The sequence below is a fragment of the Roseburia yibonii genome, from assembly GCF_014297335.1.
GTDB classification, from domain to species: Bacteria; Bacillota; Clostridia; order Lachnospirales; family Lachnospiraceae; genus Roseburia_D; species Roseburia_D yibonii.
Window position 1 is genome coordinate 45,949 of record NZ_JACOQH010000009.1, and the last position, 26,869, is coordinate 72,817.

Annotated in this window: 25 protein-coding genes; 21 read left to right on the forward strand and 4 right to left on the reverse strand. The window is 41.8% G+C overall.

Features of this window, described 5'->3' with window-relative positions; all coding sequences use genetic code 11:
• The first annotated feature begins 427 nt into the window (after positions 1-427).
• The 21 genes from H8Z76_RS11525 (at position 428) to H8Z76_RS11625 (ending at position 24,946) form a co-directional block, all read left to right on the forward strand.
• Positions 428-5,689, forward strand: a complete 5,262-nt coding sequence (locus tag H8Z76_RS11525) for a SpaA isopeptide-forming pilin-related protein (RefSeq protein ID WP_186982554.1) — start codon at positions 428-430, stop codon at positions 5,687-5,689.
• A gap of 68 nt (positions 5,690-5,757) precedes the next feature.
• Positions 5,758-5,901, forward strand: a complete 144-nt coding sequence (locus H8Z76_RS11530) for a hypothetical protein (protein ID WP_164492145.1) — start codon at positions 5,758-5,760, stop codon at positions 5,899-5,901.
• Complete coding sequence (locus H8Z76_RS11535) at positions 5,891-6,169, forward strand: hypothetical protein (RefSeq protein ID WP_055183036.1); 279 nt, start codon at positions 5,891-5,893, stop codon at positions 6,167-6,169. Before H8Z76_RS11530 ends, H8Z76_RS11535 begins: the two co-directional genes overlap by 11 nt.
• Entirely contained in the window at positions 6,170-6,733 is a 564-nt protein-coding gene (locus H8Z76_RS11540; protein WP_118447861.1) for a PcfB family protein, read from the forward strand.
• On the forward strand, positions 6,730-8,544 hold the full coding sequence (locus H8Z76_RS11545) for a VirD4-like conjugal transfer protein, CD1115 family (protein ID WP_186982555.1): 1,815 nt from the start codon (positions 6,730-6,732) through the stop codon (positions 8,542-8,544). Before H8Z76_RS11540 ends, H8Z76_RS11545 begins: the two co-directional genes overlap by 4 nt.
• On the forward strand, positions 8,528-9,100 hold the full coding sequence (locus H8Z76_RS11550) for a helix-turn-helix transcriptional regulator (RefSeq protein WP_226837804.1): 573 nt from the start codon (positions 8,528-8,530) through the stop codon (positions 9,098-9,100). The genes H8Z76_RS11545 and H8Z76_RS11550 overlap by 17 nt, the downstream gene beginning before the upstream one ends.
• Positions 9,101-9,349: 249 nt before the next feature.
• Positions 9,350-9,565, forward strand: a complete 216-nt coding sequence (locus H8Z76_RS11555) for a Maff2 family mobile element protein (protein ID WP_005334815.1) — start codon at positions 9,350-9,352, stop codon at positions 9,563-9,565.
• Positions 9,566-9,584: 19 nt separating this feature from the next.
• Positions 9,585-10,457: a VirB6/TrbL-like conjugal transfer protein, CD1112 family gene (locus tag H8Z76_RS11560; protein ID WP_055195005.1), complete on the forward strand. Its 873-nt coding sequence runs from the start codon at positions 9,585-9,587 to the stop codon at positions 10,455-10,457.
• 22 nt (positions 10,458-10,479) lie between these two features.
• Positions 10,480-10,869, forward strand: coding sequence for a PrgI family protein (locus tag H8Z76_RS11565; protein ID WP_186982556.1), 390 nt, complete (start codon positions 10,480-10,482; stop codon positions 10,867-10,869).
• Positions 10,784-13,291, forward strand: coding sequence for a VirB4-like conjugal transfer ATPase, CD1110 family (locus H8Z76_RS11570; RefSeq protein WP_243240540.1), 2,508 nt, complete (start codon positions 10,784-10,786; stop codon positions 13,289-13,291). The genes H8Z76_RS11565 and H8Z76_RS11570 overlap by 86 nt, the downstream gene beginning before the upstream one ends.
• Positions 13,275-13,733 (forward strand): hypothetical protein, encoded by a 459-nt coding sequence (locus H8Z76_RS11575; RefSeq protein WP_173858615.1) that lies wholly within the window; start codon positions 13,275-13,277, stop codon positions 13,731-13,733. The genes H8Z76_RS11570 and H8Z76_RS11575 overlap by 17 nt, the downstream gene beginning before the upstream one ends.
• Before the next feature lie 51 nt (positions 13,734-13,784).
• Positions 13,785-16,028 carry a C40 family peptidase gene (locus H8Z76_RS11580; protein ID WP_186982558.1) on the forward strand — a complete coding sequence of 748 codons (2,244 nt, stop codon included), beginning with the start codon at positions 13,785-13,787 and terminating at the stop codon, positions 16,026-16,028.
• A gap of 26 nt (positions 16,029-16,054) precedes the next feature.
• A complete protein-coding gene (locus H8Z76_RS11585; protein WP_005334805.1) occupies positions 16,055-16,363 on the forward strand; it encodes a DUF4315 family protein in 309 nt (102 codons plus the stop codon).
• Positions 16,338-17,072: a CD1107 family mobile element protein gene (locus H8Z76_RS11590; protein ID WP_005334804.1), complete on the forward strand. Its 735-nt coding sequence runs from the start codon at positions 16,338-16,340 to the stop codon at positions 17,070-17,072. Before H8Z76_RS11585 ends, H8Z76_RS11590 begins: the two co-directional genes overlap by 26 nt.
• A 72-nt stretch (positions 17,073-17,144) precedes the next feature.
• Entirely contained in the window at positions 17,145-19,256 is a 2,112-nt protein-coding gene (locus tag H8Z76_RS11595; protein ID WP_186982559.1) for a DNA topoisomerase 3, read from the forward strand.
• 28 nt (positions 19,257-19,284) lie between these two features.
• On the forward strand, positions 19,285-20,334 hold the full coding sequence (locus tag H8Z76_RS11600) for a DUF5688 family protein (RefSeq protein ID WP_186982560.1): 1,050 nt from the start codon (positions 19,285-19,287) through the stop codon (positions 20,332-20,334).
• 82 nt (positions 20,335-20,416) lie between these two features.
• Positions 20,417-22,438, forward strand: coding sequence for a YodL domain-containing protein (locus H8Z76_RS11605; protein ID WP_186982561.1), 2,022 nt, complete (start codon positions 20,417-20,419; stop codon positions 22,436-22,438).
• A complete protein-coding gene (locus tag H8Z76_RS11610) occupies positions 22,435-22,695 on the forward strand; it encodes a transposon-transfer assisting family protein (protein WP_003864553.1) in 261 nt (86 codons plus the stop codon). Before H8Z76_RS11605 ends, H8Z76_RS11610 begins: the two co-directional genes overlap by 4 nt.
• Positions 22,685-23,569 carry a YodL domain-containing protein gene (locus H8Z76_RS11615; RefSeq protein ID WP_005334798.1) on the forward strand — a complete coding sequence of 295 codons (885 nt, stop codon included), beginning with the start codon at positions 22,685-22,687 and terminating at the stop codon, positions 23,567-23,569. The genes H8Z76_RS11610 and H8Z76_RS11615 overlap by 11 nt, the downstream gene beginning before the upstream one ends.
• 518 nt (positions 23,570-24,087) lie before the next feature.
• On the forward strand, positions 24,088-24,402 hold the full coding sequence (locus H8Z76_RS11620) for a helix-turn-helix domain-containing protein (protein ID WP_003864550.1): 315 nt from the start codon (positions 24,088-24,090) through the stop codon (positions 24,400-24,402).
• A 115-nt stretch (positions 24,403-24,517) separates the two neighbouring features.
• Positions 24,518-24,946, forward strand: a complete 429-nt coding sequence (locus H8Z76_RS11625; protein ID WP_003864549.1) for a hypothetical protein — start codon at positions 24,518-24,520, stop codon at positions 24,944-24,946.
• A 130-nt stretch (positions 24,947-25,076) separates the two neighbouring features.
• Here H8Z76_RS11625 and H8Z76_RS11630 read toward each other — a convergent pair whose 3' ends face one another.
• The 4 genes from H8Z76_RS11630 to H8Z76_RS11645 are packed head-to-tail and all read right to left on the reverse strand — an operon-like array spanning position 25,077 to position 26,855.
• Positions 25,077-25,355 carry a helix-turn-helix domain-containing protein gene (locus H8Z76_RS11630; RefSeq protein WP_186982562.1) on the reverse strand — a complete coding sequence of 93 codons (279 nt, stop codon included), beginning with the start codon at positions 25,353-25,355 and terminating at the stop codon, positions 25,077-25,079.
• A gap of 4 nt (positions 25,356-25,359) precedes the next feature.
• Positions 25,360-25,773 (reverse strand): dUTP diphosphatase, encoded by a 414-nt coding sequence (locus H8Z76_RS11635; protein ID WP_118001296.1) that lies wholly within the window; start codon positions 25,771-25,773, stop codon positions 25,360-25,362.
• The gene (locus H8Z76_RS11640; protein ID WP_118700680.1) at positions 25,763-26,542 is read right to left on the reverse strand and encodes an FAD-dependent thymidylate synthase; all 780 of its coding nucleotides are present in this window, start codon (positions 26,540-26,542) and stop codon (positions 25,763-25,765) included. Before H8Z76_RS11640 ends, H8Z76_RS11635 begins: the two co-directional genes overlap by 11 nt.
• Positions 26,529-26,855, reverse strand: coding sequence for a hypothetical protein (locus H8Z76_RS11645; protein ID WP_009263519.1), 327 nt, complete (start codon positions 26,853-26,855; stop codon positions 26,529-26,531). Before H8Z76_RS11645 ends, H8Z76_RS11640 begins: the two co-directional genes overlap by 14 nt.
• Between the last annotated feature and the right edge of the window lie 14 nt (positions 26,856-26,869).

Below are 26,869 nucleotides of genomic sequence, written 5' to 3' on the forward strand. Positions count from 1 at the left end.
AGCGTTTCGTTATATGAAGGGTTTGCATAGAACACCTTCATGTACCTTGAAAAATGAATAGCCTGCCCGGAGTGATATTTGGTTTGAACATGCATAGAGCGAAAAGCTGCGTGTCTGCCAGAAGAAAACGTATCAGAGATGGAAACTGATATAGGAACGGATCCGGGAAAGAAAACAGGAAAACGCTTAAATCTTAAATCAAAATAAAATGTCTGAATCTAAAAAGAGGATGACAGTAGAAATCATGTGGCGGTATTTGTGACAAACAGGTACCGCCATATATTTGTGCTGTTATCTCAGCTTGTGCTGACTGTCCCAAATAGCGCAAATTTCAGGAAAGGAGGCGATCATCTTCGTATAAAAGATAATATGCAGAAACTAACAGATAACCATACACAAAAGAATCAGAAAGGAAGGATTTAAGAGAATGAACGTGAAAAAGAAAGCACGCAGGGTGATGTCCGGTTTACTGACTGCAGTAACAGTTCTATCGACGGTACTCTCTCCCGCTGTTGCCTATGCTTCTGATGATGCCGGATCTGTAAAAAAGATTCCGTATTATGAGGAGATCAAGGATCAGTTGGATGAAGATGAAGTGGTAACTGCAAAGGATTATGAGATCAAGGTTGGAGACAATTTCGATGTAAAGAGTGATTATACCGGTCTTACGATCCAGGATGACAGCAAAGTAAAAGTTACATTTCAGGAAGCAAAAGATACGGACGGGAATGATTTTTCTACCGATTATGCCAATTCCTATAAGGCAGTCTATTATGTAGAACCACAGACAACGGATCACCCAACCTACCAGATCAATCGAAAGATCGTGGTAAAAGAAGCGGATCAACAGAAAGATTCGCAGTCAGAAAGTTCTTCTGATCAGGATGCTGGTTCTTCCGATAAGACAGAAACAGAGGATTCTGAGGCTGACTCGTCTACAGAGGAAACTGATGCTGCTGACACGGAGAGCAAAACAGAACTGACAGAAAAAGAATTTGATGCAGAAATCGAAGCAACGGAGGATCAGGAGACCGTTGATCCGGAAACAGGGATCACACTCTCAGAGGTTATGCAGGAAGCTGTTGACCAGGAAGTTGCTCTTGCAGATCTTGAAGCAGGCGAAAGTATTACTTTTGATATGCCAATGATGCTTGCTTCCGGTGAAACAGGAACAAAATCAGTCACAGTTACAGCCGGCTCCTGGTACTATTACGCAGACTATGGATTAGGTTCTTATCTGACTTGTCCATATTATGTGAAATGGGGAAGCATCAATGCGACAGCATACTGTGTTGAACCATCGAAAAAAGGACCGGGAAATGGAACTTATACGATCCAGAAACTTGCCGATGGAAAGACACTTGCAAAGGTCTGCTATTACGGAACAAAAGCAAGTGATGAGAATGGTTTCTTCGATGAGAAACATCCGGATTTTCCGGCAGGAAAGAGATTCATCATTACCCATCTTGCAGCAGCTTATGCAAATGGATCCAGTGACTGGGCATCCGGAACCAATGCAACAGGAAAGAACCTGGCAATGGAACTTTACAATTATTGTGTAAATATGCCGGACATTCCGTCTGTAGATATGAGCTTTTCCGAATCTAATGTAAAGGCTTATGTGGAAGGAAACAGCCAGCGAACAAGCGTGATCACATTCAAAGCAGATAAACTGCAGACAATCACATTTAAGTTGCCAAGCGGTGTAAAGCTTGTAAATGTGACAACCGGTAAAACAAGTGCTGCAGGAGCAAGTGTAGAAATCAGTGGAGGTACACAGTTTTATCTGACAGCACCACTTGATCAGGCAGAGAGCGTCAGTGCTACATTTTCTTCTCGGATGAAGGGAAGCATTGATAAAGAATACTCTGCTTACAAGATTGTAACAGGATCCGGAACACAGGACCTGGCTCTTGTTTTCGGTGAAGGTGTCGGAAATGAGAAATATGTGGATTTTAAAGTAACCTGGACAAAAGAATGCAAAGTATCCATTGTAAAGAAAGATCAGGATACAGGAAATGCACTGGCTGGTGCAGTGTACGGGATCTATTCCGATGCTGCATATACAAAGCTGATCGCAGAGATGCCTGCAACTGATCAGAATGGTGCTTCACAGCTCACAATGGAGAAAACACAGGAAGTTGTTTATCTGAAAGAAATCTCTGTTCCAACAGGGTATCAGATCGATACAAAGTCTTATAATGTGACTCTTGCTATCGGAAAGACAACGACCAAAAATGTAACAGACAAACGTGTAAATGCAAAGATCAACATTGCAAAACAGGATGCTGAGACAGGGAATGCAGCACAGGGTGATGCAACGCTGGAAGGTGCAGTATATGGCCTTTATGCAAGGGAAGATATTGTTCATCCGGATGGAAGAACCGGAACGATCCATAAGAAAGACAGCCTGATCACATCCCTGACAACGGATAAGAATGGCGAAGCTTCTGTATCGGATCTCTATCTTGGAAAGTATTATCTGAAAGAGCTTAGTGCTCCGGTGGGATACGTACTGGATCCGACAGAACATGAGGTGGACTGTACTTACGAAGGTGCTACTGTTCCGACAGTAGAAAGAACTTCTGTATGTAAAGAAACTATCATCAAACAGCCATTTCAGATCATCAAGGCAGCAAACAACGGGAAGACCGATGCAGATCTTCTGCAGGGAGTTGGTTTTTCAGCATGGCTTGTCAGTGATCTGAAAGTAAAAGCAGATGGAAGTTATGATTTTGACTCAGCCAGACCAGTTGTACTGACTGCAGATGGCCAGGCAGAAATGTTTACCGATGAAAAAGGATATGCAAGATCGATTCCGCTTCCATATGGAACTTATGTGGTAAGAGAGACCACAAGCAAACACAACTATGCACCGGTTGATGATTTTATAGTGAAGATCACAGAGAATCATCCGGATACACCGCAGACATGGCGAGTGCTTCTGGATAAAGAATTCAAAGCAAAATTAAAGATCATCAAAAAGGATGCAGAAACACAGAAATCTGTACTCCTGGCAAATACAGAATTCAAGGTATATGACCTGGATAACCAGAAATATGTGGAACAGACAACATCCTATCCGAAGCCAACGGTACACAAATCCTATTTCACAAATGAGGAAGGATACCTGGTACTGCCAAAGAATCTGAAACCTGGCAACTACCGGATTGAGGAAGTGACGGCACCCGATGGGTACACAATATCCAAAAACTATGTGACAGTTGCAGTTGATACAGATACTGCTTATCTGACCGATCCTGTCACAGGAGATGCAGTCATTGATGTGGAATATACCAATGCCCCGGTCAAAGGTCAGTTAAAGATCTATAAACAGGGTGAAGTGTTAAAGGGATTTGATAAGGACTTCCAGTATGAAATGGCTGGACTTGCAGGTGCTGAATTTGAAGTCTATGCGGCAGAGGATATCTATACTGCCGATCATCAGGTAGATGCAGATGGACAGAGAACTTTGTACTTTGCAAAGGATGCACTGGTGGCAACCGTTACAACGGATACAGATGGTTATGCAACTGTAAAGAATCTTCCACTTGGCAGATACTATGTCAAAGAGAAGAATGCACCGGACACTTATGTGTTAAATACGGTGCCGGAAAATGTCGAATTTGCTTATGCAGATCAGGATACCGCAGTGATCGAGAAAGAAATCTCTGTCACAGATGAACGACAGAAAGTGTCGATTACGGTCGAAAAACAGGATGCTGAGACAGGCAATACAGTAGCCGGAGCAGTGTTCGGTATTTACAATGCAAAAGACATTCAGACGAAAGATGGAAAAGTGATCGTCAAAGCAGATACTCTTTTACAGGAAATGACTTCTGATGAAAAAGGTCAGGCAGCATGTACACTGGATCTTCCACTTGGAAGCTATTATGTAAAAGAACTGAAAGCACCAGATGGATTCGTATCTTCGGATGAAGTACTGAGATTTGATGCTTCTTATCAGGGGCAGGATGTACAGACAGTAACATTAAAATCCGTAAAGAAGAACCAGCCGACAACTGTTGAGATCACAAAATCAGATGCAACAACCGGTGTAGAACTGGATGGAGCTTATCTGAAAGTAACGGATAAAGATGGAAATGTAGTAGATAGCTGGACATCTTCCAAAGATGCACCGCATGTGATCAAATATCTGAAAGTGGGTGAGACTTATACCCTACATGAAGAGTTTGCACCGCATGGTTATCTGGTAGCCAATGATGTGACATTCACAGTCAAAGATACCGGAGAGGTTCAGAAAGTGGAAATGAAGGACGAGGTACCGGTTGGTGAACTCATCATCAACAAAAAGGGAGAATTTCTGGATTCTGTTACGCTGGCCGATAAGGTCAAAGGTGTGGTGGAACACATTTTCAACTATGTAACCGGAAAACTGACAGATGTTACGTTTGAAGTCTATGCTGAGGAAGACATTAAGGCTGCCGATGGCGTCAGTGACGATTACTATAAAAAGGATGAACTGATCGCAACGATCAAGACAGATGAAACCGGTATTGCAAAACTGGAAAATCTTCCACTTGGTAAATACTATGTGAAAGAAACAGGAACTGCTTACGGTCATGTACTGGATGGTGAGATTCGTCATGTAGATCTGACTTACGTGGATCAGAATACACCAGTTGTAGTCTATGACAAAGACTGGCAGAACAACCGCCAGAGAGTAGAAGTCAATGTACTTAAGAAAGAAAAAGATTCTGACCGTACATTGGAAGGCGCTATCTTTGGATTATTTGCCAAAGAAGACATTAAGTCTGAGACAACAGGTAAAGTCCTGATCGAAGCCGATGAGATCATTGAGCTGAAATCTACGGATGAAGAAGGAAAGATCACATTTGTTGCAGATCTTCCAATAGGAGCAACTTACTATGTAAAAGAGCTCTATGCACCGGACGGATTCGTAACCAACGATGAAGTAAAGGAATTTACCTTTGAGTATGCAGGTGAAGATCAGCCGACAGTCACTTATGATTTTACCTTTGATAATCAGCCAACCGTCGTTGAATTTACCAAATCCAGTCTGACAACCGGAAAAGAACTTCCAGGATGTAAGCTGAAAGTGGTAGATGCTGATGGAAATATCGTGGATGAATGGACTTCCGGTAAAGAAGCACATGTGATCCGTGAGCTGACTGTCGGAAAAGAATACACACTGGTTGAAACAAAACCTGCTGATGGTTACGTGACAGCTGAAAGCGTAAAGTTCACGATCAAAGATACTGCCGATGTGCAGAAAGTTGAGATGAAGGATGATGTAACGAAGGTGAAAATCTCCAAACAGGATATCGCCGGAAAAGAACTTCCGGGAGCGAAACTCACAATCCTTGATCAGGATGGAAAAGTTGTGGAAAGCTGGACCAGTACAGAGAAAGCACATTACATCGAAATGCTTCCGATCGGAAAATACACTCTCCGTGAAGAAACGGCACCGGATGGCTATCTGGTTGCAAAAGATGTGGAATTCGAAGTAAAGGATACCTGTGAAGTACAGCATGTAACTATGGTGGATGAGAAAAAACCGGCAGAAAAGACACCGGAAGGTGGAAAACCTGTCAGTGATTCACCAAAGACTGGGGATAACACCAATCTGTGGCTGTGGTTTATGCTTCTCGGCATTGGTGCGACTGGTACAGGAGCCCTTGCATTTATGAGAAAAAAGAAACACTAATTAAATAAGAATGAGCGTTCATGGAAACCGAAAGGAATCTGTGGACGCTTTTTTAGATGGGAGAAACCATGAGAAATATCATTATTTTTGTTGCTCTTCTGGGAGCAGCGGCAATATTTACAGTTTTGTATTGTCTCATTGCTGCCGGAAGTCAGGCAGAGAAAAAACTGACAGAAATCATGAGAAAAGAGGAAGAACAGAATGAAGACTAATAAAGATCTGATCATAGAACCAAATGCAGCTATTGAGGGAAGAAAGTACAGCGAAGAAAAGCCATGGTCCTGCAAGTACTGTTACTGGTGGGGAGGCAAAAAGAAAGGCTGTAGCTTGAAACAGTGCCACTATCTGCTTCCGGAAAAGAAAAAAGCAGTAAAAACAACACCATGTGGTGGCTGTCCGTATGGAAAACATGTTCCATGCATCGGATATTGTATTGCCCGTCTTCATTCTGAAATGAAAGGAAAGAAAGGACGTGGGTAATTGCAGGAAGAAGTAAATCAGAAAGTGATCAGCCTGAGCATCCAGGGAGTCAAGATCACTGCCAGTGTGCTAAAAGCAGCCCTTCGGAAGTTCCTGGAAATGGACAACCGGAGGAAACAGGAAACAACGCAGGTGAAAATGGCTGAAAAGACCGGACGGGCTCAGGAGAAAGGAAGGGAAAAAGCCCGAAAAAAGATTGAAAAGAAAAAGCCACATGGAAAGCAGACCATCAAGCAACTGAATGCACAGGGAGTACAGCTTTCCAACATAAAGATCACAGATGAAAATATCAAATCCTTTGACCGTGTGGCAAGAAAGTACGGGATTGATTACAGCCTGAAAAAAGAAGTCGGTGCTGATCCACCAAAATATCTGGTCTTCTTTAAGGCTAAAGATGTGGATGTGATGACAGCGGCTTTCCGGGAATATGCCGGAGTAGAACTGAAAAAGAAACAGGCGAAGAAACCATCCGTCAGAAAGAAACTGCAGAAATCTGTAGAAAGAAAAGCAAAGCACCGCCAGCGTGTGAAGCAGAGACAAAAATCCAGAGGTCAGGAACGATGATCCGGGAAAAATTACAGAAGATCCAGGTCAAACGACTGGTGATCTTAAATCTCCCATATTTCTTTATCTTCTATGTAGCAGATAAAGGATTCTGGCTGTACCGGCATTGCCTGGGAGAAAGCATGGTCCAGAGACTTGGCGTGATGTTAGTCAATTTCCGACTGGCATTTTTAAGCTGGCTGCCAAGTATCGCTTTGCAGGATCTTACAGTAGGTGTTCTGGTTGCAGGTGCATTAAAACTGGTGGTCTACTATCGTTCTAAAAATGCAAAGAAGTTCCGACAAGGTGTGGAGTATGGATCTGCAAGATGGGGAAACAGAAAAGACATCGAACCCTTTATGGATCCGGTCTTTGAAAACAATGTCATCCTCACAGAAACGGAACGTCTGACCATGAACAGCCGGCCAAAAGCCCCAAAGTATGCCAGAAATAAGAATGTGATCGTCATCGGTGGTTCCGGATCCGGAAAGACAAGATTCTATGTAAAACCCAATCTTATGCAGATGACGGATCACGTGTCCTATGTGGTCACTGATCCGAAGGGAACGATTATCGTTGAATGCGGGAAGATGCTGGTAAATGGAGGATACCGGATCAAGGTATTAAATACGATCAACTTTAAAAAGTCCATGCATTACAATCCGTTCCATTATATCCGGAGTGAAAAAGACATCTTAAAGCTGGTCAATACCATTATTGCAAATACCAAGGGTGAAGGCGAAAAATCAACGGAAGATTTCTGGGTCAAGGCCGAACGTCTTTTGTATTCTGCACTGATCGGATACATCTGGTATGAGGCACCAGAGGAAGAACAGAACTTTTCTACTCTGTTGGAATTTATCAATGCCAGTGAGACCAGGGAGGATGATGAAGAATTTAAAAATGCAGTGGATGAATTGTTTGAAGAACTGGAAGCAGAAAATCCGGAACACTTTGCAGTAAGGCAATATCGCAAGTACAAGCTTGCAGCCGGCAAAACTGCAAAATCGATTTTGATTTCCTGTGGTGCCAGACTTGCACCATTTGACATTCAGGAACTAAGAGAAATTATGTCGTATGACGAAATGGAACTGGATATGATCGGTGATCAGAGAACAGCCATGTTTGTCATCATCAGCGACACAGATGACACATTCAACTTTGTGGTAGCGATCATGTACACCCAGCTTTTTAACCTGCTTTGTGATAAGGCGGATGATGAGCATGGCGGCAGGCTTCCCTATCATGTACGACTGCTTCTTGATGAGTTCAGCAATATCGGACAGATCCCAAAATTCGACAAATTGATTGCTACGATCCGAAGCAGGGAAATTTCCGCTTCTATCATTCTGCAGTCACAATCTCAGCTGAAAACCATCTATAAGGATGCTGCTGAGACGATCACAGGTAACTGTGACACTGTTCTTTTCCTGGGGGGAAAGGAAAGTTCCACACTGAAAGAAATATCAGAAACCCTGGGAAAGGAAACCATTGATCTTTACAACATATCCGACACCAGAGGCAGCAACCGGTCCTATGGACTGAACTATCAAAAGACTGGAAAAGAACTGATGAGTAGAGATGAGCTGGCGGTCATGGATGGAGAAAAATGTATCTTACAGCTTCGAGGAGTCCGGCCGTTTTTAAGCAACAAGTATGACATCACAAAGCACAAACGGTACAAGGAACTTGCCGATTATGATAAGAAAAATGCTTTTGATGTTGAAAAATATCTGAATCATAATCTGACATTTTCAAAAGATACAGAGTTTGAGATGTTTCGGATTGATGTAACAGAGGATGAAATAAGACAAATTGAAATCATTAATTAAGAAAATTCCTATGTTACCAAAGTGGAAACATAGGAAAACCATGCTGGTTCTTTCTTTTTTAATGGTATCATTATATGATATGAATGAAAGAGAGGTAAGAAGTATGGCTTTAAATGATAACATTAAAAAAATCAGAGAAGAAAAAAAATATACACAACAACAACTTGCCGATAAACTGTACGTATCACGACAAACTGTATGCCGATGGGAGAACGGTTCAAGATGTCCAGATCTAATTACAGCAAAAAAGTTAGCAATGGAGCTTGGAGTCACTTTGGATGAACTTATATCTGATGAAGATATCACAGATATTCAATCAAAATATGGAATATGGAAGTTTGATAGGGTAAAAGAAAGGGAAAAAATTCAGATGATGCAAAAAAGGATCCTAGATTTTATAGAGATTATAGGAGGTATATTTTTAGCAATTTCTTTGTTGCTAAGAGTTCAATTTGATATGAAAGTACCAGCGTGGATTACGATAATATGTATTTTAATAGTGACAGTAGCATTTTTGTTTAATTTTGTGCTGGCAAAAAAATTGGATAGGAAGTAAAAAATTTCAAGTATTTGTAAAAAGAACAAAAAGCGATAGAGCATGTAGAAAAATCCATCTATATGCTCTATTTTTTTATGTTTTTTCAAGAAAGAAATCTAAAAGTAGGAAGAAAGGAGAAAAAAGTGAAGATAAAGATAAGATCGCCTTGCAAATAAAACAGGTAAAAAAAGGTCTGAATAAAAGGGAAAGGAGTAGAGCCAAACGCTTACAGACCATAAGAAAAAGCGTTTGTTCACACATTTGATTATGGCTTTTTTTAGCAGTGCAATCAATATTCTTCAGACACTGGTCGTTGCAATCGGTGCCGGCCTTGGTGTCTGGGGCGTAATCAACCTGATGGAAGGTTATGGAAACGACAACCCGGGTGCAAAATCCCAGGGAATTAAGCAGCTGATGAGCGGTGGTGGTGTTATCCTGATCGGAACACAGCTGATCCCGCTTCTGAGTGGATTATTTGGTTAAGAGAAAGGAGTAGAGATCCATGTTCAGTCAGATTTTTGATGCGATTGAGGAATGGATGAGGGAACTCTTAACCGGGATGATCACTTCCAACCTGGACACGATGTTTACTGATGTCAATCAAAAGACTGGTGAGATCGCTACCCAGGTTGGACAGACCCCGCAAGGGTGGAACGGCAGCATATTCAGTATGATCCAGAATCTATCAGATTCCGTGATTATGCCGATCGCAGGTATTATTATCACACTCGTACTCTGCTACGAATTGATTTCTATGCTGACCGAGCGTAACAACATGCATGATATTGATACCTGGATGTTTTTCAAGTACTTCGTAAAAATGTGGATCGCTGTGTATCTGGTGAGTAACACATTTACGATCACAATGGCGGTATTCGATGTGGGCCAGCACGTAGTTAATTCTGCGGCCGGTGTTATCACAGGAAGTACCGCCATTGATATTTCTTCGGCATTGACGGATCTTTCCACAACACTGGAAAGTATGGAAATCGGAGAACTTGTTGTATTGGCGCTGGAAACCCTTATCGTCGGCTTCTGTATGAAGATCTTGTCTGTACTGATCACAGTGATCATGTATGGACGTATGATAGAGATTTACCTATATACCTCAGTTGCGCCGATTCCATTCGCAACTATGAGTAACAGAGAATGGGGACAGATCGGCACAAATTATTTCAGAGGACTCTTTGCCCTGGCTTTCCAGGCATTTCTGATGATGGTATGCGTTGCAATCTATGCAGTGCTTGTTGCAGGTATCCAGTATTCAGATAATCTGAGTTCTTCATTATTTGGCGTTATGGCTTACACAGTGATCTTATGTTACAGCCTCTTTAAGACGGCATCCTTAAGTAAGTCGATATTTAACGCGCACTAATTTACAGGAAGGAGTGAAAATCATGGCATATGTCAGCGTACCGAAAGATTTAACGAAGGTAAAGAATAAAGTAGCATTTAACCTGACCAAAAGACAGTTGATCTGTATCGGGATAGGTGCTGCAATGGGAATTCCAAGCTATTTCCTCTTGCGTAATGTGATGGGAAACAGTAATGCAGCAACAGTCATGGTGCTTTTGATGTTACCGGCATTTTTATTTGCCATGTACGAAAAAGACGGGATGCATCTGGAAGATGTTCTGATGCATATGATCAGGGTGAAGTTTCTTCGTTCACCCGTTAGAAAATATGAAACCGAAAACTATTATGAGACAGATCCGGAACAGATCAGACAGTCTCCGGATACAGGAAAACCGAGAGGAGGAAAAACGGTTGCGAAAAAAGAAAAATAAGAAAACTGTCGCAGATACCGGATACAAAAAAGTAGACAGAAAAGAGAAAAAGAAAAAAGAAAAGCAGGAGGAAAAACGCAGGCAGAAAAAACTGTCCGTCCAGCAGTCGATCGCTTATAAGGAAATGGGAAGAGATGGAATCTGCAGGGTACAGGGAAAAACTTATTCTAAGTGTATCCGCTTTTATGACATCAACTACCAGCTGGCTCAGAATGAAGATAAAAATGCAATCTTTGAAAACTGGTGTGACTTCCTCAATTACTTTGACAGCAGCATTCATTTTCAGCTGAGCTTTATCAACCATAAGAGCAGCATGAAGGAGTTTGAGCAGGTCATCCGGATCCGACCACAGGAGGATGCTTTTGATGATGTCCGTATGGAATACGCAAAGATGTTGAAACAGCAGCTGGCAAAAGGAAACAACGGTCTGGTGAAGTCAAAATATATCACCTTTTCCATCGAAGCGGATAATATCCGGGAAGCAAAGCCAAAGCTGGAACGTATTGAATCAGATATCCTGAACAACTTCAAGATCCTTGGAGTTCCGGCATATCCGCTGAATGGCGTGGAACGTCTGCAGATACTGTATGAGACTTTCAATCCGGATATCATGACAGACTTCCAGTTTGATTATGGTTCCATGATCCGGACAGGACTCAATACAAAGGATTATGTGGCACCGACCAGTTTTGTATTCCGAGACAGAAATACGTTCCAGATGGGAAATACTATCGGGGCTGTCTCTTATCTGCAGATCCTGGCACCGGAGCTTACGGATAAGATGCTGGCAGAATTTCTGGATATCGATAAGAACCTGATCGTCAACCTGCATGTCCAGTCTGTGGATCAGATGAAGGCAATCAAGCTGGTAAAAAGCAAAGTGACGGATATCAACCGTATGAAAATCGAAGAACAGAAAAAAGCAGTCCGGGCCGGATACGATATGGATATCATTCCATCGGATCTGAACACGTATGGCGGAGAAGCTAAGCGTCTGTTAGAAGACCTGCAGTCACGAAATGAGCGTATGTTCCTTGTAACAGCGCTCTTTTTAAATACAGCAAAGACCAAACAGGCACTGGACAATGCCATCTTCCAGACTGCCGGAATTGCACAGAAATACAACTGTGTACTGAAACGTCTGGACTATCAGCAGGAAGAAGGACTGATGAGCAGTGTTCCGCTGGGAGTCAATCATATCCCCATCAAACGTGCACTGACCACGACCAGCACTGCTATCTTCGTACCGTTTACCACTCAGGAACTTTTTATGGCAGGAGAATCCCTGTATTACGGATTAAATGCACTCAGCAACAACATGATTATGGTGGATCGTAAAAAGCTGAAAAACCCGAATGGACTAATCCTTGGTACACCTGGATCCGGTAAATCCTTTGCTGCAAAAAGAGAAATCACCAACGCTTTCTTTGTCACGAAGGATGACATTATCATCGGAGATCCGGAGGGTGAGTATTATCCACTGGTCCATGCACTTGGCGGACAGGTCGTACACATTTCACCGACCAGTAAGGATTATATCAATCCGATGGATATCAATATGGATTATTCCGATGATGACAATCCACTTGGAGTGAAATCCGATTTTGTCCTGTCTTTATGCGAGCTGATCATGGGAAGCAGGGATGGAATTGAAGCAGAGGAAAAATCAGTGATCGACCGCTGTCTTCCACTGGTGTATCAGAAGTACTTTGCAGATCCAAAACCGGAAAATATGCCGGTTCTCGGTGACCTGTATGACTGTCTTAGAAAGCAGAAAGAACCGCAGGCCCAGAGAATTGCAACAGCGTTGGAAATCTATGTAAATGGATCACTGAAAGTATTTAACCATAGAACCAATGTGGAATTGAATAACCGTATTGTCTGCTTTGATATCAAAGAACTTGGAAAGCAGCTGAAAAAGATTGGAATGCTCATCGTTCAGGATCAGGTATGGAACAGAGTTACGATCAACCGTGGCATCAAATCTACTAGATATTATATCGACGAGTTCCATCTTCTGCTCAAAGAAGAACAGACAGCAGCTTATTCCGTAGAAATCTGGAAGAGATTTAGAAAATGGGGAGGCGTACCGACTGGTATCACTCAGAATATCAAGGATCTTCTTGCCAGCAGGGAGATTGAAAATATCTTTGAGAACAGTGATTTTATCCTGATGCTGAACCAGGCGGCAGGTGACAGACAGATCCTTGCAAAACAGTTGAATATTTCCCCATATCAGTTGTCTTATGTGACGAACTCCGGGGAAGGAGAAGGACTTCTTTTCTATGGAACAACAATTATTCCATTTAAGGACAAGTTCGATAAGACCTTGAAGCTGTACAGTTTGATGACTACAAAACCGGAAGAAGTTGAAAAACGAGAGAAAGAAATGGAGGCGGAAAAACATGAAGGAAATCGATAAGATCCGAATCAGGCAGTGGAACCAGGATAATCCTTACATTCAGATGAAAAATCTGGAAAATGCGCAGCCTGGATACCGTGTTCATACAGTTAATGACGATCATCATCTGTATGAGCTTCCGCTGGAAACACAGAATATTATCCTTGACTGGGTATTCTGGAATTTCTATCCGGCACAAAAGATCTACCCACATCTTACCAGTGATGATCTGAAAGAAGTTTTGTATAAACGAACCCAGATCCATCTGTACAATAACCAGTTCAAGGAAGCCATGCTGATCAATGGATTCTGGCCAAGAAATCCGAGTGAGCTGAACTGGGTATTTCATATTCAGGCAAGCTCTCCGGCAATCAGGACACAGGCAGATGGTTATCCTGGTATCCCGATTATAGGACGCCAGGAACTGAATGAGTACAGAAAGAAAAGTTGTGCCAGGAGGTGATGACCTATAGCTGGAAAAGAATTTAAAGGCAAAGATAAAAAGGTCGCAAAGATGACCAGGGATGGTCTGACAGAAGAAAATCTTCGTGATGGTAGTGTAAAAGATATCAGTCACAGGAGTCGAGGACGACCGGAAAATAAGGAAGAATTTGTTCCTGAACGGGAACGGAAAAAGGCTGAGAATGAAGATTCAAAATCAGGAAAAGGAAAACGACTGCAGATGGAAAAGATCCGGAAATCTTCTGTCCGGCAGGAAGCTGTTGAGGATACAGTTGAAGTTACACCGGAAGAAAAAGTATCCGGATATCAAAAGAAACTGCATCGTTATGAAAAAATCCCGGATGATGATAATAATCTGAACAGCCAAAAGAAATCCATTCGGAAGAAGCAGCTGCAAAAACAGATGACCAAAGAACAGGCAAAAGCCGGAAGATTATCTTTTGATGATGAAGGAAATCAAATGGTGAAAGGTGCTGGCATGAAACCGGGAGGGACAGCCGGGAAATACATTGCTACACAAGCTGTTATATCTGGCATGAAAGCAGTCACTTCCGAAGAGGAAGAAACAGATGAAAATGCAGGTGTGGAAAGTGCCAGACTTGCAGAGCGTGAAACAGAAGCTGCGTTACGTGGCCTACGTCATGCTCAGATCCGCAGCAAACGAACGGATGTGAAAACCCATCGCAGAGGTTATCGTGAGGCTACTGTAGAAAAGAAACTGAAATTTGGTTCTGCAGAAAGTATGGAAGGAGTCAAACATGCAGAATCGGTAAAGAACGCTGAGCAAAAGAGACATTTCTATAACCGCTTCTTTCAGAAAAAACGATATAAGGATGCATACCGGGCAGCCAGAGCCGGAAAATCCGCTGGCAGTCTAGGTGGAGCGACAACCATTACCGGTGTCGAGAACATGACGGTGAAAGCAAAGATTGCCTTGAAAGAGATTATAAAGCGTAATCGTGCCATGTTCGCAGGCATCGGTATTTTTGCGCTTCTTTTTCTTGTCATAGCAGTATCTCTGGGGAGCTGCAGTGCCTCTATTGAGGGTGCTGGATCTGTGATCGGTATTACAACGTATCCAAGTTCAGACGAGGATATCTATGCTGCCGAAAACAGATATGCCGCTTTGGAAAGTGCCTTGAATCAGCAGATCAATGAGATGGAACGAAGACATCCAAATTATGACGAGTATCAGTACAACATTGCTGAGATTGGTCATAATCCATACCATCTTATCTCGTATCTTACCGCAAAATACGGGGACTGGACGTACTCAGATGTTGAAAACGAGCTGCAATCTCTTTTTGAAGCACAATATCATCTGAATACAGAAGGTCGAACAGAAACGGTGACAGAAACCAGAAATGTTCGAGTCGGAGAATCATTAGGACAGGTAGTGACCAGCGGATATTGTAACTGTCGAATCTGTTGTGGTGTATGGTCCGGAGGTCCAACTGCTAGTGGTGCATATCCAACTGCAAACCATACCATTGCTGTAGATGCTTCCAATCCATTTGTGCCGATTGGCACTAAGGTAGTAATGAATGGTGTGGAATACACAGTTGAGGATACCGGAGCCTTTGCACGATATGGTGTCCAGTTTGACGTTTACTATGATAACCATGCTGCAGCCTCTGCTCATGGACACCAGACCTGGGAAGCTTATATCGCAGATGACAATGGCAGTCAGGAAGTAACCGTTACCAGTACAAGCACCAAGAAGATTCTGTATGTGACACTGACAAATGGAAGTTTTGATGCTGTGGCAAGAGCCAATCTGAATGCAGAACAGCTGATTATTTACAATGCGTTAAATACGACCTATGGAAACAGAAATTATCTGTGGGATGTAAACAATGTGACCAGTGGATCAGGCGGTAATGGAATGAGCTATGAGATTCCACCGGAAGCACTGCAGGATGAAGAATTTGCCCGGATGATCCGGGAAGCAGAAAAATATCTGGGAGTACCTTATGTATGGGGTGGCTACTCTCCGTCCGGATTTGACTGCTCAGGTTTCGTATCCTATGTCATTAACCACTGTGGTAATGGATGGAACTATGGACGATTAACCGCGGATGGATTAAGAGGCGTATGTACTTATGTATCACCGGAAGAAGCAAAACCAGGAGATCTGATCTTCTTTCAGGGAACGTATAACACATCTGGTGCAAGCCATGTGGGTATCTATGTCGGTAACAATATGATGATCCATTGCGGGGATCCGATCCATTACTCAAATATCAGCACATCCTACTGGCAGCAACATTTCATGTGCTTTGGAAGACTGCCATAAAGGGGTGAACGAAGGGAGGTGAAAGTTTGAATAAAAAGATTAAAAAATATCTGGATGAGATTGCCAAGACAGAGAAAAAGATCGCGGATCTGCAGCAATATCTTAGGGGTGTCCAGGCTGCATTAAAGCAGGAAGAGGACAATGAGATGATCAGGTGCATCCGTGGTATGAAGATGGATAATGATCAGTTATATGATCTTTTGGATGGTATCCAGAGTGGAAAAGTTAAATTTCAGGTAAGCAGGGAGTCTGACGATGAAGGTTCAGGCTCCTTTGTATTCACAGAAGAAAATAAGGAGGAATATCAGAATGGTGAAATGGAAGAAAATGAATAAGAAAATGGCAGGACTGCTGTTGGGAGTCATGATGCTTTTTACAGCATCAACCACAGCATTTGCCTATGTAGATGAATCGGCAGAGGCATCCAAAGTAGAGACAACTCAGACGGAACAGTCAACAGACAAAGAAGAGAAAAAGGACGAGGCGACAAACACAAACGAGGTGCTGCCGGAAGATGGAACAGACAAGGGAACTGCATTTACGACACCTGGCAATGGTGAAGTCAAGGATGACATTACCGATGATTCCACAAAGGAATTTCTTACGGTTACAACGAAGAATAACAACACTTTCTATATCGTGATCGACCGTAGTGCCACATCACAGAATGTCTATATGTTATCCCAGATTGATGAGAATGATCTGTCCGAATTTCTGGATAAAGACAGCACTGCTACTGTCGTAACACCACAGCCAGATAAATCAAAGGTAGTGCTGGATGAAACAAATAATGAGGATGTAGACAAGGAAGCTACCATTGATCCGGAGAAAACAGCATCTGCAAAAACCAATATGGGTGCAATGGCAACAATCCTGATTTTGGCTCTCGGTGGTGTGGCAGCTTACTACTACTTCAAGATCTATAAACCTAAAAAAGAGGAAGATGAGGATGATCAGCCGGAAGGTTTGGAAACAGGTGGACTGGAAGAAGTTCCGGATGAGGAAGAGTCTGAAGACGAAGATTTTGAAGAAAATGAAAAATAAATAAACTTTTTTAGCGGAGGGGGCTGTAAAACATGCTCTCTCCGTTTCGTTATATGAAGGAGGTAATACATCATGTATTTAGTAATTGCAGAAAAACCAAGTGTATCAAGAGCAATCGCAGAAGTGATTGGAGCACAGGAACGAGAAGACGGATATTTACAAGGAACCGACTGTATGGTCAGCTGGTGCTTCGGACATCTGGCCGAATATGTTTCACCGGATGCTTACGATGAGAAATTTAACCAGTGGAGATATGAAGATCTCCCGATCATCCCGAAAGACTGGAAAGTTACAGTCTCAGAAGATAAGAAAGATCAGTTCTATATCTTAAAAAGACTGCTCAACAGTCCGGAAATTGAATACGTCGTAAATGCCTGTGATGCCGGACGTGAAGGAGAATTAATCTTCAAACATGTCTATGACTTATCCGGAAGTAAAAAGCCGGTGAAACGATTATGGATCAGTTCTCTGGAAGATTCAGCAATCCTTGATGGAATGCAGCATCTGAGATCCGCAGAGGAATACCGACATCTGGCCGAAGCTGCTGTATGCCGTTCTCAGGCTGACTGGTTGGTAGGAATGAATGCAACCAGAGCTTACACCACAAAGTACTTCAAAAAGCTGACCGTTGGAAGGGTTCAGACACCGACACTTGCCATGTTGGTGGAACGTGCCGGACAGATCAGCAATTTCCAGAAAGAAAAGTATTTCAATGTAGAACTGGATTGTGACGGAATTCCGGCAGTAAAGCCAAAGATCTTTGATCCGGATGAGGCGGAACAGTTAAGAAGCAGATGCCATGGAAATGAAGCTATTGTCACTGCAGTAAAAGAAACGGAAAAGAAAGTAAAAGCACCAAAGCTTTATGACCTGACCACACTGCAGAGAGAAGCAAACCGTATCTATGGAATGACAGCCAAACAGACACTGGATACCGCTCAGAGCCTGTACGAAAAGAAACTGATCACTTATCCAAGAACAGACAGCCAGTATCTGACAGAAGATATGGAACAGACCGCAAGAAATGTGGTTCGTCAGATTTATGAGAAATATCAGCTGACAGGTCCGTTTGATCAGCCGGAGCAGCCAGATGTGAAGAAAGTCATGAATAACAGCAAAGTGACAGATCACCATGCAATCATCCCAACGATGGAGCTTGCATCCAGCCATCTGGATGAACTGAAATCCTGGGAAGAAAAGATTCTCTTCCTGATCGCAGTCCATACGGTCATGGCAATGAGTAAGGATCACATTTGCCAGGAAACAGAGATTGAAGTGGAATGCCAGGGAGAAATCTTCAAAGCAAAAGGAAAGATTGTTCTGCAGGATGGATGGAAACTTTTTGAAAACTGCTTCAAGAATAAGGACCGCATGGCAATCGTAGATCCGGATCAGGAAATGAAAGAGAGGATGCCGAAAGTAACCCAGGGACAGACTTTCTATGCTGTAGCTGCAGAAAAGACAGAACATTTTACATCGCCACCAAAACCATACAGCGAAGATACTCTCCTTGCGGCAATGGAAACAGCTGGAAATAAGGAATTCGATGAAGATACGGAAAAGAAAGGATTAGGAACTCCGGCAACAAGAGCCGGTATCATCGAGAAACTGATCTATTCCCAATATGCCACCCGAAAAGGAAAACAGATCCTTCCAACAGATGATGGAAAAGTCCTTGTTGAGATCCTGCCAGACTTCCTGAAATCTGCAAGTATGACTGCAGAATGGGAAAACCAGTTGCTTTTGATGGAGCATGGAGAGATTGCACCGGAACAGTTTATGACTGGGATCAAAAACATGCTGACCATGATGCTGAATGGATGCGATGCGATTTCCGAAGAAGAAACAAGAAGATTTCAGACCAGAGAAAGCATTGGAACCTGTCCGGTATGTGGAAGCCTGGTATATGAAAGTAAAACCAACTTCTATTGCAGCAACCATGATTGTCACTTTGCTCTCTGGAAAGACAACCGCTATCTGCAGAGCATGGAAAAAACCATGGATAAAAAGATGGCTGCAGAACTTCTGAAAAACGGAAGTGTGCATGTGAAAGACCTGTATTCCAGAAAGAAAAATATGTACTTTGAGGCAGATCTCCATATGGATACAGATGAAACCGGAAAGGTGAATTTTTCTTTATCCTTTCCCAAAAAGAAACCAAAAAACAAAAGCAAAAAGAAATAAGAAAACAGATTAGAGGAGGAAACGAAGAATGAATTTTAATGAATTTGTAAATGAAGTAAAGGACAATATCAAACGCTTTTTACCAGAGGCTTATGAGAATGCTGAGGTATCCGTTATGGATTACCAGAAATTAAATACTACTTACAAGGGCCTGATGGTGAAAAAGGAAGACGAAACGATCACACCGACCATCAACATGGATCAGCTCTATAAAGCCTATCAGAATCAGCCTGGCGTAACGATGGAAAGCGTATGCAGAAGAATTGCAGATGTGGTTATGGAAGCACCAATCCAGGTGAATCTCAAATCCATCATGGATTATGACATTGCAAAGGACAATCTGTTTATTCGTGTATCATCGGCAGAAACAAATAAAGATATGCTTGCGAATGTTCCGCATCAGTTAAAGGAAGATCTTGCGATTACCTATCACGTAGCCGTCAGCATGGATGAGGAAGGATTGAGTTCTATGCTCATCAAAAATGACTTACTTAAACAGTACGGCATTACAGCAGAACAGCTTCATGAAGATGCTATGAAAAGTTCTCCACGTATTATGGCACCCGAAGTATCTTCCATGGGCGCGATTATGGAGGAATTGGTTGAGAAGGATCTGTTCATGATGTCACCGGAAGAAAGAGAAATGCTACAGGAATCTATTAGAGAATCCGCTCAGATGCCAACCTTTTTTGTAGTGACAAATCAGCAGAGAATCGATGGTGCCGGTGCTCTCTTCTATCCGGAAGTAATGGACAATCTGGGTGAACTCCTTGGACAGGACTACTTTATTCTCCCTTCATCAATCCATCAAATGCTGGTTCTTCCTGACAATGGAGAAGTCAGTGCAGATGAATTAAGGATGATGGTCACAGAAGTCAATGCGACTCAGGTAGCACCAGCAGAACGCCTTACCAATGATGTATATCACTTTGACACAAAGGATCACGTCTTTGAAAAAGCTGACAGATTTACGGAACGTCAGAAAGAAAAAGGAGCACAGGCTGCAAAAACAGAGAAAACAGGAAAAGAACAGCCAGATCAGAAACCGAAAACAAAGAAGCACGATATGGAACTCTAATAAAAAATAATCATCTCATCAACTAATAAAAAGCCCTGCGGCATAAGCACAATGTCGTGGGGCGTTTTTGGAAAGGAGTATTATGACAGAACAAAATAAAACTACTACTATTCCACTGCCGGTCCAAGGAAAAGATATGGACAGCATTATGCAGTCACTGGAATCCGGTGTGGAAGAACTTTTTACAAGTAACCGCTATCAGGAATTTCTTAAAACCATGGCAAAGTTTCACAATTATTCCTTTAATAATACAATGCTGATTGCCATGCAGCGACCGGATGCCACACTTGTTACCAGCTACAAAAACTGGCAGTCCATGGGTAGACAGGTCATGAAAGGGGAAAAAGGAATTACAATCATTGCACCGGCACCATATAAGAAAATGAAGGAAAAAGAGGTTCTGGATGAAAATCAGCGACCGATCATGGGAACCGATGGAAAACCTAAGACTGAACAGGTGGAAGTTACAGTTCCGCATTTTAAAGCAGTTACCGTCTTTGATATTGCTCAGACATCCGGGGAACCGATCCAGACACTGGCACCGGAATTACTGACTGCAGCTGTGCAGGACTTTGATTCTTTCATGCAGGCAATTCAGAAAATATCCCCAGTGCCGATACGATTCGATGAGATTGATGGAAATGCCAATGGATATTATCACAATGCAGACAAGGAAATCGTGATCAAAAAAGGGCTCAGTGAAAGTCAGACCTTAAAGACTGCTATTCATGAAACAGCCCATGCTAAACTGCATGACAAGGAAATCATGGAAAGCCTGGGTGTAGAAAAAGACCGTCTGACAAAAGAGGTTGAAGCAGAATCCGTTGCTTACTGTGTGTGTTCTTCCTTTGGTTTGGATACATCGGATTACAGTTTTCCTTATATTGCAGGTTGGAGCAGCAGCCGGGAAATGAAGGAAATGAAAGCATCTATGGATGTGATCCGCAAGACAGCCGGTGAAATGATCGATCAGCTTACAGAAGAACTTGAAATCATTCTTGAAGAAAAACAAAAAACAGAATTACATGAAAAATACGGCATTTTGGTAGATGCACTGGAAGCAGCCGGATACCGCTATGATTATCGGGAAAGCGAACCGGGACATATTGTACTGGCACCGGATGGGACACATGAAATTGCTGGGTATTTGCAGTTTGAATCATGGGGAGATATCAAAGACTGGCTGGAAGATACGATTGCAGAAGGGACGGATGTTTCGGAGAGAGTTGATCGGGCTATGTACCCATTTAAGTATGATTATACCCTAGAGGAAGAAATGTTCAGAGGTAATGGTGACCGCTATGCGATTTATCATGTGGATGAAGACACACCGGGAAAACAACATTTATTTATGAATATGGCAATGGTCAAAGAAGATGGAATTACAATCGATGCAGAAAATTATAAATGTGTCTATTCTGGCAGATTATATGAAAATGAAAAGCTGGATGATTTGTACGCTATGTTCAACGATAATCCACCGGCAGATTATAAAGCACATTCTATGTCGGTCAGTGATGTTATCATTACAAATCGTGGTGGGGATATGCAGGCATATTACGTGGATCGATTTGGATTTGCAGAACTTCCAGACTTTGCAGCACAAAGAGAAAAAATACTCGATATTGTCCCGGAAATAGAAAATGTGGATTATGAAAATGATCTTACATGTATCAGCTTTTATGCGGCTGAATGTGCTGAATTTCCTGTAATGGGTGAAGTACATTATGACCTGACATTACCAGAAGCCTTGGAAGCTTATGAGAAAATCCCATCAGAACGTATGCATGGACTGAAATGTGTTGGCTTTGATCTGAAAGACGGAAGTGATTATGAAGGAATGCAGAGTCTGATGATTGAAGGAAAAATACAGAAAGAATTTTTGAATTCGATTCCTGGATTTAGAGAAAATTCTTATGTGCAAAATGCAATCAGTCGTGTGGAAAAATACTTGGAAGAAAGACATCCAAATGTGGAAAATCCTCTGGAATCCAATAAGAAAGTGGATAACGAAAAAAATATAAGCGAAGAAAAAAACGAGAAGGAGCTGAATATACAGATGAAACCAATACCGAAAAAGAAAAGGGGGGAAATGAGCCTATGAGAAATGTAAACCTGGAAGAAAACGAACTAACTATTACTGCTATCTTCCAGCAGCACACAAAGGAAGAAACAATCCAAACACTGAAAGAAGCTTTGGAAGTTTTGGAACAGGAAGAAAGTGATCCTGAGAATGATGAAATAATTGAGATCATTAATTCTACAGTTGGAAAATTACAGCAGATCGAAGACAAATACTACTATTCTCTGGATCTGAATTATTATCTGAATAACTTGGAGGATGATGCCTATGAAGCTTAATCAATTTGCAGTCTACCGAGTAGATCAGCAGACAGCAGGAAAAGCACTGTGGCATCTGCCATATCAAGAGGCAAGACAGCAGAATGTGTCGATTACTGTCGAAAATTACCGATTAATCTCGATTCATGAAATGCAGGAAAATGAAAAAGTCGCTGACATCTGGAAACGGACGAAAAATCAATGCGAAGTCAGTGACGTGCTCGTATTGAACAAGAATGGAGAAATCAGCTGCTACTATGTAGATGAGAACTATCCACAGTATCTGGCCGGATTTATTCGTATCAACACATCCGGTGCACTGATCACTATGGAAACTGAGAATTATCAGATTGATGGGAAAAAGGGGAACTGGATTGCAACAGACACCGTCATTATTGATGGAAAACAGTTTTATTTGATGGAACATCAGGTATACCGAGATCAGGCCCAGGGTGTTATCCTGGATGCTTATGGAAAAATGGTTGTCGAAGAATGTAAGAAATTCGATGAAAAGACAAAACAAAAGATTCATGATTACATCCAACAGCAGGTACCGCTAAATCCGGTCGAACAGCTAAAACAAGATGGTAAAATCCGTCTGGAACATTACCAGAAATTCTACCAGAACGGCACTTATGAACGAAGCAGAGAATCTGGTACAGAAGCTAACTATGATATGGTGGACGGTCTGGTGAATAATCAGAAGAAGAACCTGGAAAAAATTTCTGATGCACGCAATAACAAACAGACGTCCCGAAATCAACAAAATAATAAACCTAAGAAACGAAGGTCCGTAATCAAACGACTGCATCAGAAACAGATTGCCATTGCTCGCCGGTCCGGAAAGCCGATACCAAAGTACCTGGATCAGGAAATGGAAAGAAAGCGGGGATAGAATATGCGAAGGTTAAAGTGTGAAAAAGAAACGATTATTCTGACTAATGAAGATGATGGATTCTATGATGTGTATACCTTCAATCAGAACTTGCAGAAACGGTTGAGGTCTTTTGCGGAGAAGTATCCGGATGATTGCTGGTTGAAAGGATCTTCGGAGGATGGTAGTGAAACGTATATGATTAAAAAAGGGCGGTTATCATTGAATTTAAGACCACCCTATTCCAAGGATAGAATTCATAAAGCAACCGAACGAATTATTGAAGAACAGAAAGAGCAATCGAAGGATTCATAGAATGCGATTTAAGAGAAAAAAGCCTCATGACCATGAGAAAAAATGAAAGCAAAATACGTTAGCTGATAAAGTGTATAGGCTCAAAAGGGAAAGTGCCCTTTTGGGCCTTTTTAATTTAAAATAGTTCTAAAGAACAAGTTGACAATCTGTAGATTCTGTATGTTTTAAAGATCAATCGTTATACTAATTTTAGACCGAATTATCGTTCTAAAGGAGGTGTCACAATGGATTTAAAGGCGGTTGGTCAGAGAATAAAAGCTGCAAGGGAAGCTAAGAATCTTACACAAGAAGAATTGGCAGCACTGGTAAACTTGAGTCCAACTCATGTAAGTGTTATAGAGAGAGGACTGAAAGTAACAAAACTTGATACTTTTATTGCGATTGCAAATGCATTAGATGTTTCAGCAGATACACTATTGATTGATGTTGTGACACATTCGGTTAGCGGCGTTACGAATGAATTATCTGAAATGATAGAGAAACTACCTAAAGAAAAGCAACAGAGAATTATCAATGCAGTGAGAGCATTGGTGGAATAAATACGTGAATAAGAAGATGGAAGGGCTTATTGCTCTTCTTTTTTATTTGGTTTAACGTGAAAATATGATATAGTAGTTCTAAAGACTTATATATAATTCTAAGGAACTTGATAAAATGAAGAAAAAAAATATAACACTTGTATTTGTTGCTATCGTTTTTTCGATTATTGTTGGAATGATAATTGGGAAAAGCTTATTAAAGCATAAAGAAGGTGAGCCAGATGTAGTTGGCAGTTTTTCTATGAATAGAGATGAGAATCTTACAGTAGTTGCTAACAGAAAAAATATTTCTGATAAAGAAGCATTTACAAGACTGCTTTTAAAAATGTACAAAGAGAATTCATTTCATTCAATAAAATTTTCTACAGATCATGGATATGCAACCAGCCTTGATATGACCGTATATTCTTGGAAAGAAGATATCGAAAATGGAAAATCCATTATGCAGATAGAATTTAGACCGATTGAATATGGAAAAGATTATGATATTGTTCATAATCCGGATAAATATGTGCTTTTTATCGATGGAACAGAAATAAAATGAAATATATAGATATGCAGATAAAGCGCAGAAAAAGAGGATTGCTCAACACAGGAGGATATTTTCAATTACCCTCAAAATGATAAAAGCGAGGCAGCGGAAAATCCGTTGCCTCATATCAGTATTATGACAATTAATCTAGTTCCACCCCTAACTCATACCTCCAATACTCCGCCGCCTCATATTCCCTAGGTTCTGAGAGTACCGGTACAGTAAAGAGTTCAACCGGAACACCGAGTGTTGATGCAAAGATTTTCATAAGATCCTCTTTTGGTGTTCGGACATCGCTTTCATACTGAGCAATCCGGACATCAGCACAGCTGTCGGGAAATCCAACAGCCATGCCAAGTTCTTTCTGGGTGAGATGATTTTTCTGTCTTAAGTGTTTTAATTTTCTTCCAAATGTAATCATAGTATTATTCTCCGGTGCTTCCAAAAGCCCCAGTTCCTCGTTCTTCACCGAGATCCAGGACAAAGTCTGCAATCACAACCGGTGTGATCACCAGCTGACCGACGCGTGTGTCTTTATGAATGATCTGAGAAGATGTGCTCACGTTGCTGATAATGGCATGGATCTCACCACGGTAACCGGAGTCAATCGGTGGAAGTTCGCATACCAGTCCTTTTGCAGCCATGCTGCTTCGTGGAAAGACATATCCGGCAAATCCATCCGGGATGATGAGACCAAATCCAAGCGGAATTCTCGCAACTTCGCCTGGCTTTAATACGCAATCATAAGGCATGAATACATCCGCACCGGCATCATTTTCATGTGGCCGGAAGGGATGATGATCTGCTTTCAGACCAAAGTCAATCAGTTTAATCTTTATGGCTGCTCACCTCCTTCCTGATGAGCAATGGATAATCTGCTTTTAAGATATCTGACGGTATCCAAAGCTTTGAAATAGGATTCTGGCAGGACATCTGTTTTTCCATGCAGCTTCCTCTCTGACAGAATGGACCGGTAAGATCCGGTGCAAAAAGGATTGGGCTTAATTTGTACAATCTTTGCCAGATCTGTAGCATCACAATCCTTGTTTCATCCGTATTTCTTCGGCAGGTTCTTTGGCCAATCATATGCTTCCACTGGTAAGGTGTCGCGCTGATGATCAGTACGTTTCGAAGTCCCTGAGGTGTGGCATATCCGGCTGAATCATGATCAATGCCTAAGGCACAAAGCTCTGCATAATGATCCAGATCTGACTGACAGCTTTTCTTGTAAATATCCTGGATTTCTTTATCTGCTTTCATGATTCCATATGGAATAGCAAATGCAGCATGACCGGAATAATTGCTGTACTGCAGAGATGCACTCATGTACTTTACTTCGTTCTGATGTCTTGTGATCTGTGCCAGGAAGCGTCTGCTTGCACCAACAACAGCTACGGTAATGACCATGAATTTCTGCACGGTTGGATGCGGAAGCCCTGCAATGTTTTCTACAGTCTTCTGACTGTAGGATTGACGGTAAAGATCCATCAGATCTGCCATGTTCTGGATCGTATGACCGTGTTGTGTGAGTCTGGCAGCAAAGACCATATTCTGTTCTGCTTCCCGGATTCCATAGCAGTTTAAGATAGCTGTTTCAATGTGATCCATAGGCCTGTTCCTCCTTTACCAGAGCTTTTAAAAGGATCAGATAATTGATGCAGTCTGTGATTTTTTCATCCCACTGTTTCATGTCAAAATGTAACAGAGTGGAATAACACATATCGTAAAGGGATACGACATGTTTCGACATCATACCGGCCAGTGCTGCTTTTGGATCGCAGTTTTGTAAAGCGGCAGCAATCTTGAATGCACTGAGGCGATCAATATTATCACCGGTATATTCTTTCTTTTTATGTGCCAGAATATCGGCACACTTTCTCATCTGAAGTTCAAATACAACATTAAATTCTTCTTGTGTCATGTGATAGTTCCTCC

What these genes read in the sequence shown, in the direction of transcription:
- H8Z76_RS11525 (WP_186982554.1), top strand. Translation starts at nt 428, where the DNA reads ATGAACGTGAAAAAGAAAGCACGCAGGGTGATGTCCGGTTTACTGACT.
- H8Z76_RS11530 (WP_164492145.1), top strand. Translation starts at nt 5,758, where the DNA reads ATGAGAAATATCATTATTTTTGTTGCTCTTCTGGGAGCAGCGGCAATA.
- H8Z76_RS11535 (WP_055183036.1), top strand. Translation starts at nt 5,891, where the DNA reads ATGAAGACTAATAAAGATCTGATCATAGAACCAAATGCAGCTATTGAG.
- H8Z76_RS11545 (WP_186982555.1), top strand. Translation starts at nt 6,730, where the DNA reads ATGATCCGGGAAAAATTACAGAAGATCCAGGTCAAACGACTGGTGATC.
- H8Z76_RS11555 (WP_005334815.1), top strand. Translation starts at nt 9,350, where the DNA reads ATGGCTTTTTTTAGCAGTGCAATCAATATTCTTCAGACACTGGTCGTT.
- H8Z76_RS11560 (WP_055195005.1), top strand. Translation starts at nt 9,585, where the DNA reads ATGTTCAGTCAGATTTTTGATGCGATTGAGGAATGGATGAGGGAACTC.
- H8Z76_RS11565 (WP_186982556.1), top strand. Translation starts at nt 10,480, where the DNA reads ATGGCATATGTCAGCGTACCGAAAGATTTAACGAAGGTAAAGAATAAA.
- H8Z76_RS11570 (WP_243240540.1), top strand. Translation starts at nt 10,784, where the DNA reads ATGAGACAGATCCGGAACAGATCAGACAGTCTCCGGATACAGGAAAAC.
- H8Z76_RS11575 (WP_173858615.1), top strand. Translation starts at nt 13,275, where the DNA reads ATGAAGGAAATCGATAAGATCCGAATCAGGCAGTGGAACCAGGATAAT.
- H8Z76_RS11580 (WP_186982558.1), top strand. Translation starts at nt 13,785, where the DNA reads ATGACCAGGGATGGTCTGACAGAAGAAAATCTTCGTGATGGTAGTGTA.
- H8Z76_RS11590 (WP_005334804.1), top strand. Translation starts at nt 16,338, where the DNA reads ATGGTGAAATGGAAGAAAATGAATAAGAAAATGGCAGGACTGCTGTTG.
- H8Z76_RS11595 (WP_186982559.1), top strand. Translation starts at nt 17,145, where the DNA reads ATGTATTTAGTAATTGCAGAAAAACCAAGTGTATCAAGAGCAATCGCA.
- H8Z76_RS11600 (WP_186982560.1), top strand. Translation starts at nt 19,285, where the DNA reads ATGAATTTTAATGAATTTGTAAATGAAGTAAAGGACAATATCAAACGC.
- H8Z76_RS11605 (WP_186982561.1), top strand. Translation starts at nt 20,417, where the DNA reads ATGACAGAACAAAATAAAACTACTACTATTCCACTGCCGGTCCAAGGA.
- H8Z76_RS11610 (WP_003864553.1), top strand. Translation starts at nt 22,435, where the DNA reads ATGAGAAATGTAAACCTGGAAGAAAACGAACTAACTATTACTGCTATC.
- H8Z76_RS11615 (WP_005334798.1), top strand. Translation starts at nt 22,685, where the DNA reads ATGAAGCTTAATCAATTTGCAGTCTACCGAGTAGATCAGCAGACAGCA.
- H8Z76_RS11620 (WP_003864550.1), top strand. Translation starts at nt 24,088, where the DNA reads ATGGATTTAAAGGCGGTTGGTCAGAGAATAAAAGCTGCAAGGGAAGCT.
- H8Z76_RS11625 (WP_003864549.1), top strand. Translation starts at nt 24,518, where the DNA reads ATGAAGAAAAAAAATATAACACTTGTATTTGTTGCTATCGTTTTTTCG.
- H8Z76_RS11630 (WP_186982562.1), bottom strand. Translation starts at nt 25,355, where the DNA reads ATGATTACATTTGGAAGAAAATTAAAACACTTAAGACAGAAAAATCAT.
- H8Z76_RS11640 (WP_118700680.1), bottom strand. Translation starts at nt 26,542, where the DNA reads ATGGATCACATTGAAACAGCTATCTTAAACTGCTATGGAATCCGGGAA.
- H8Z76_RS11645 (WP_009263519.1), bottom strand. Translation starts at nt 26,855, where the DNA reads ATGACACAAGAAGAATTTAATGTTGTATTTGAACTTCAGATGAGAAAG.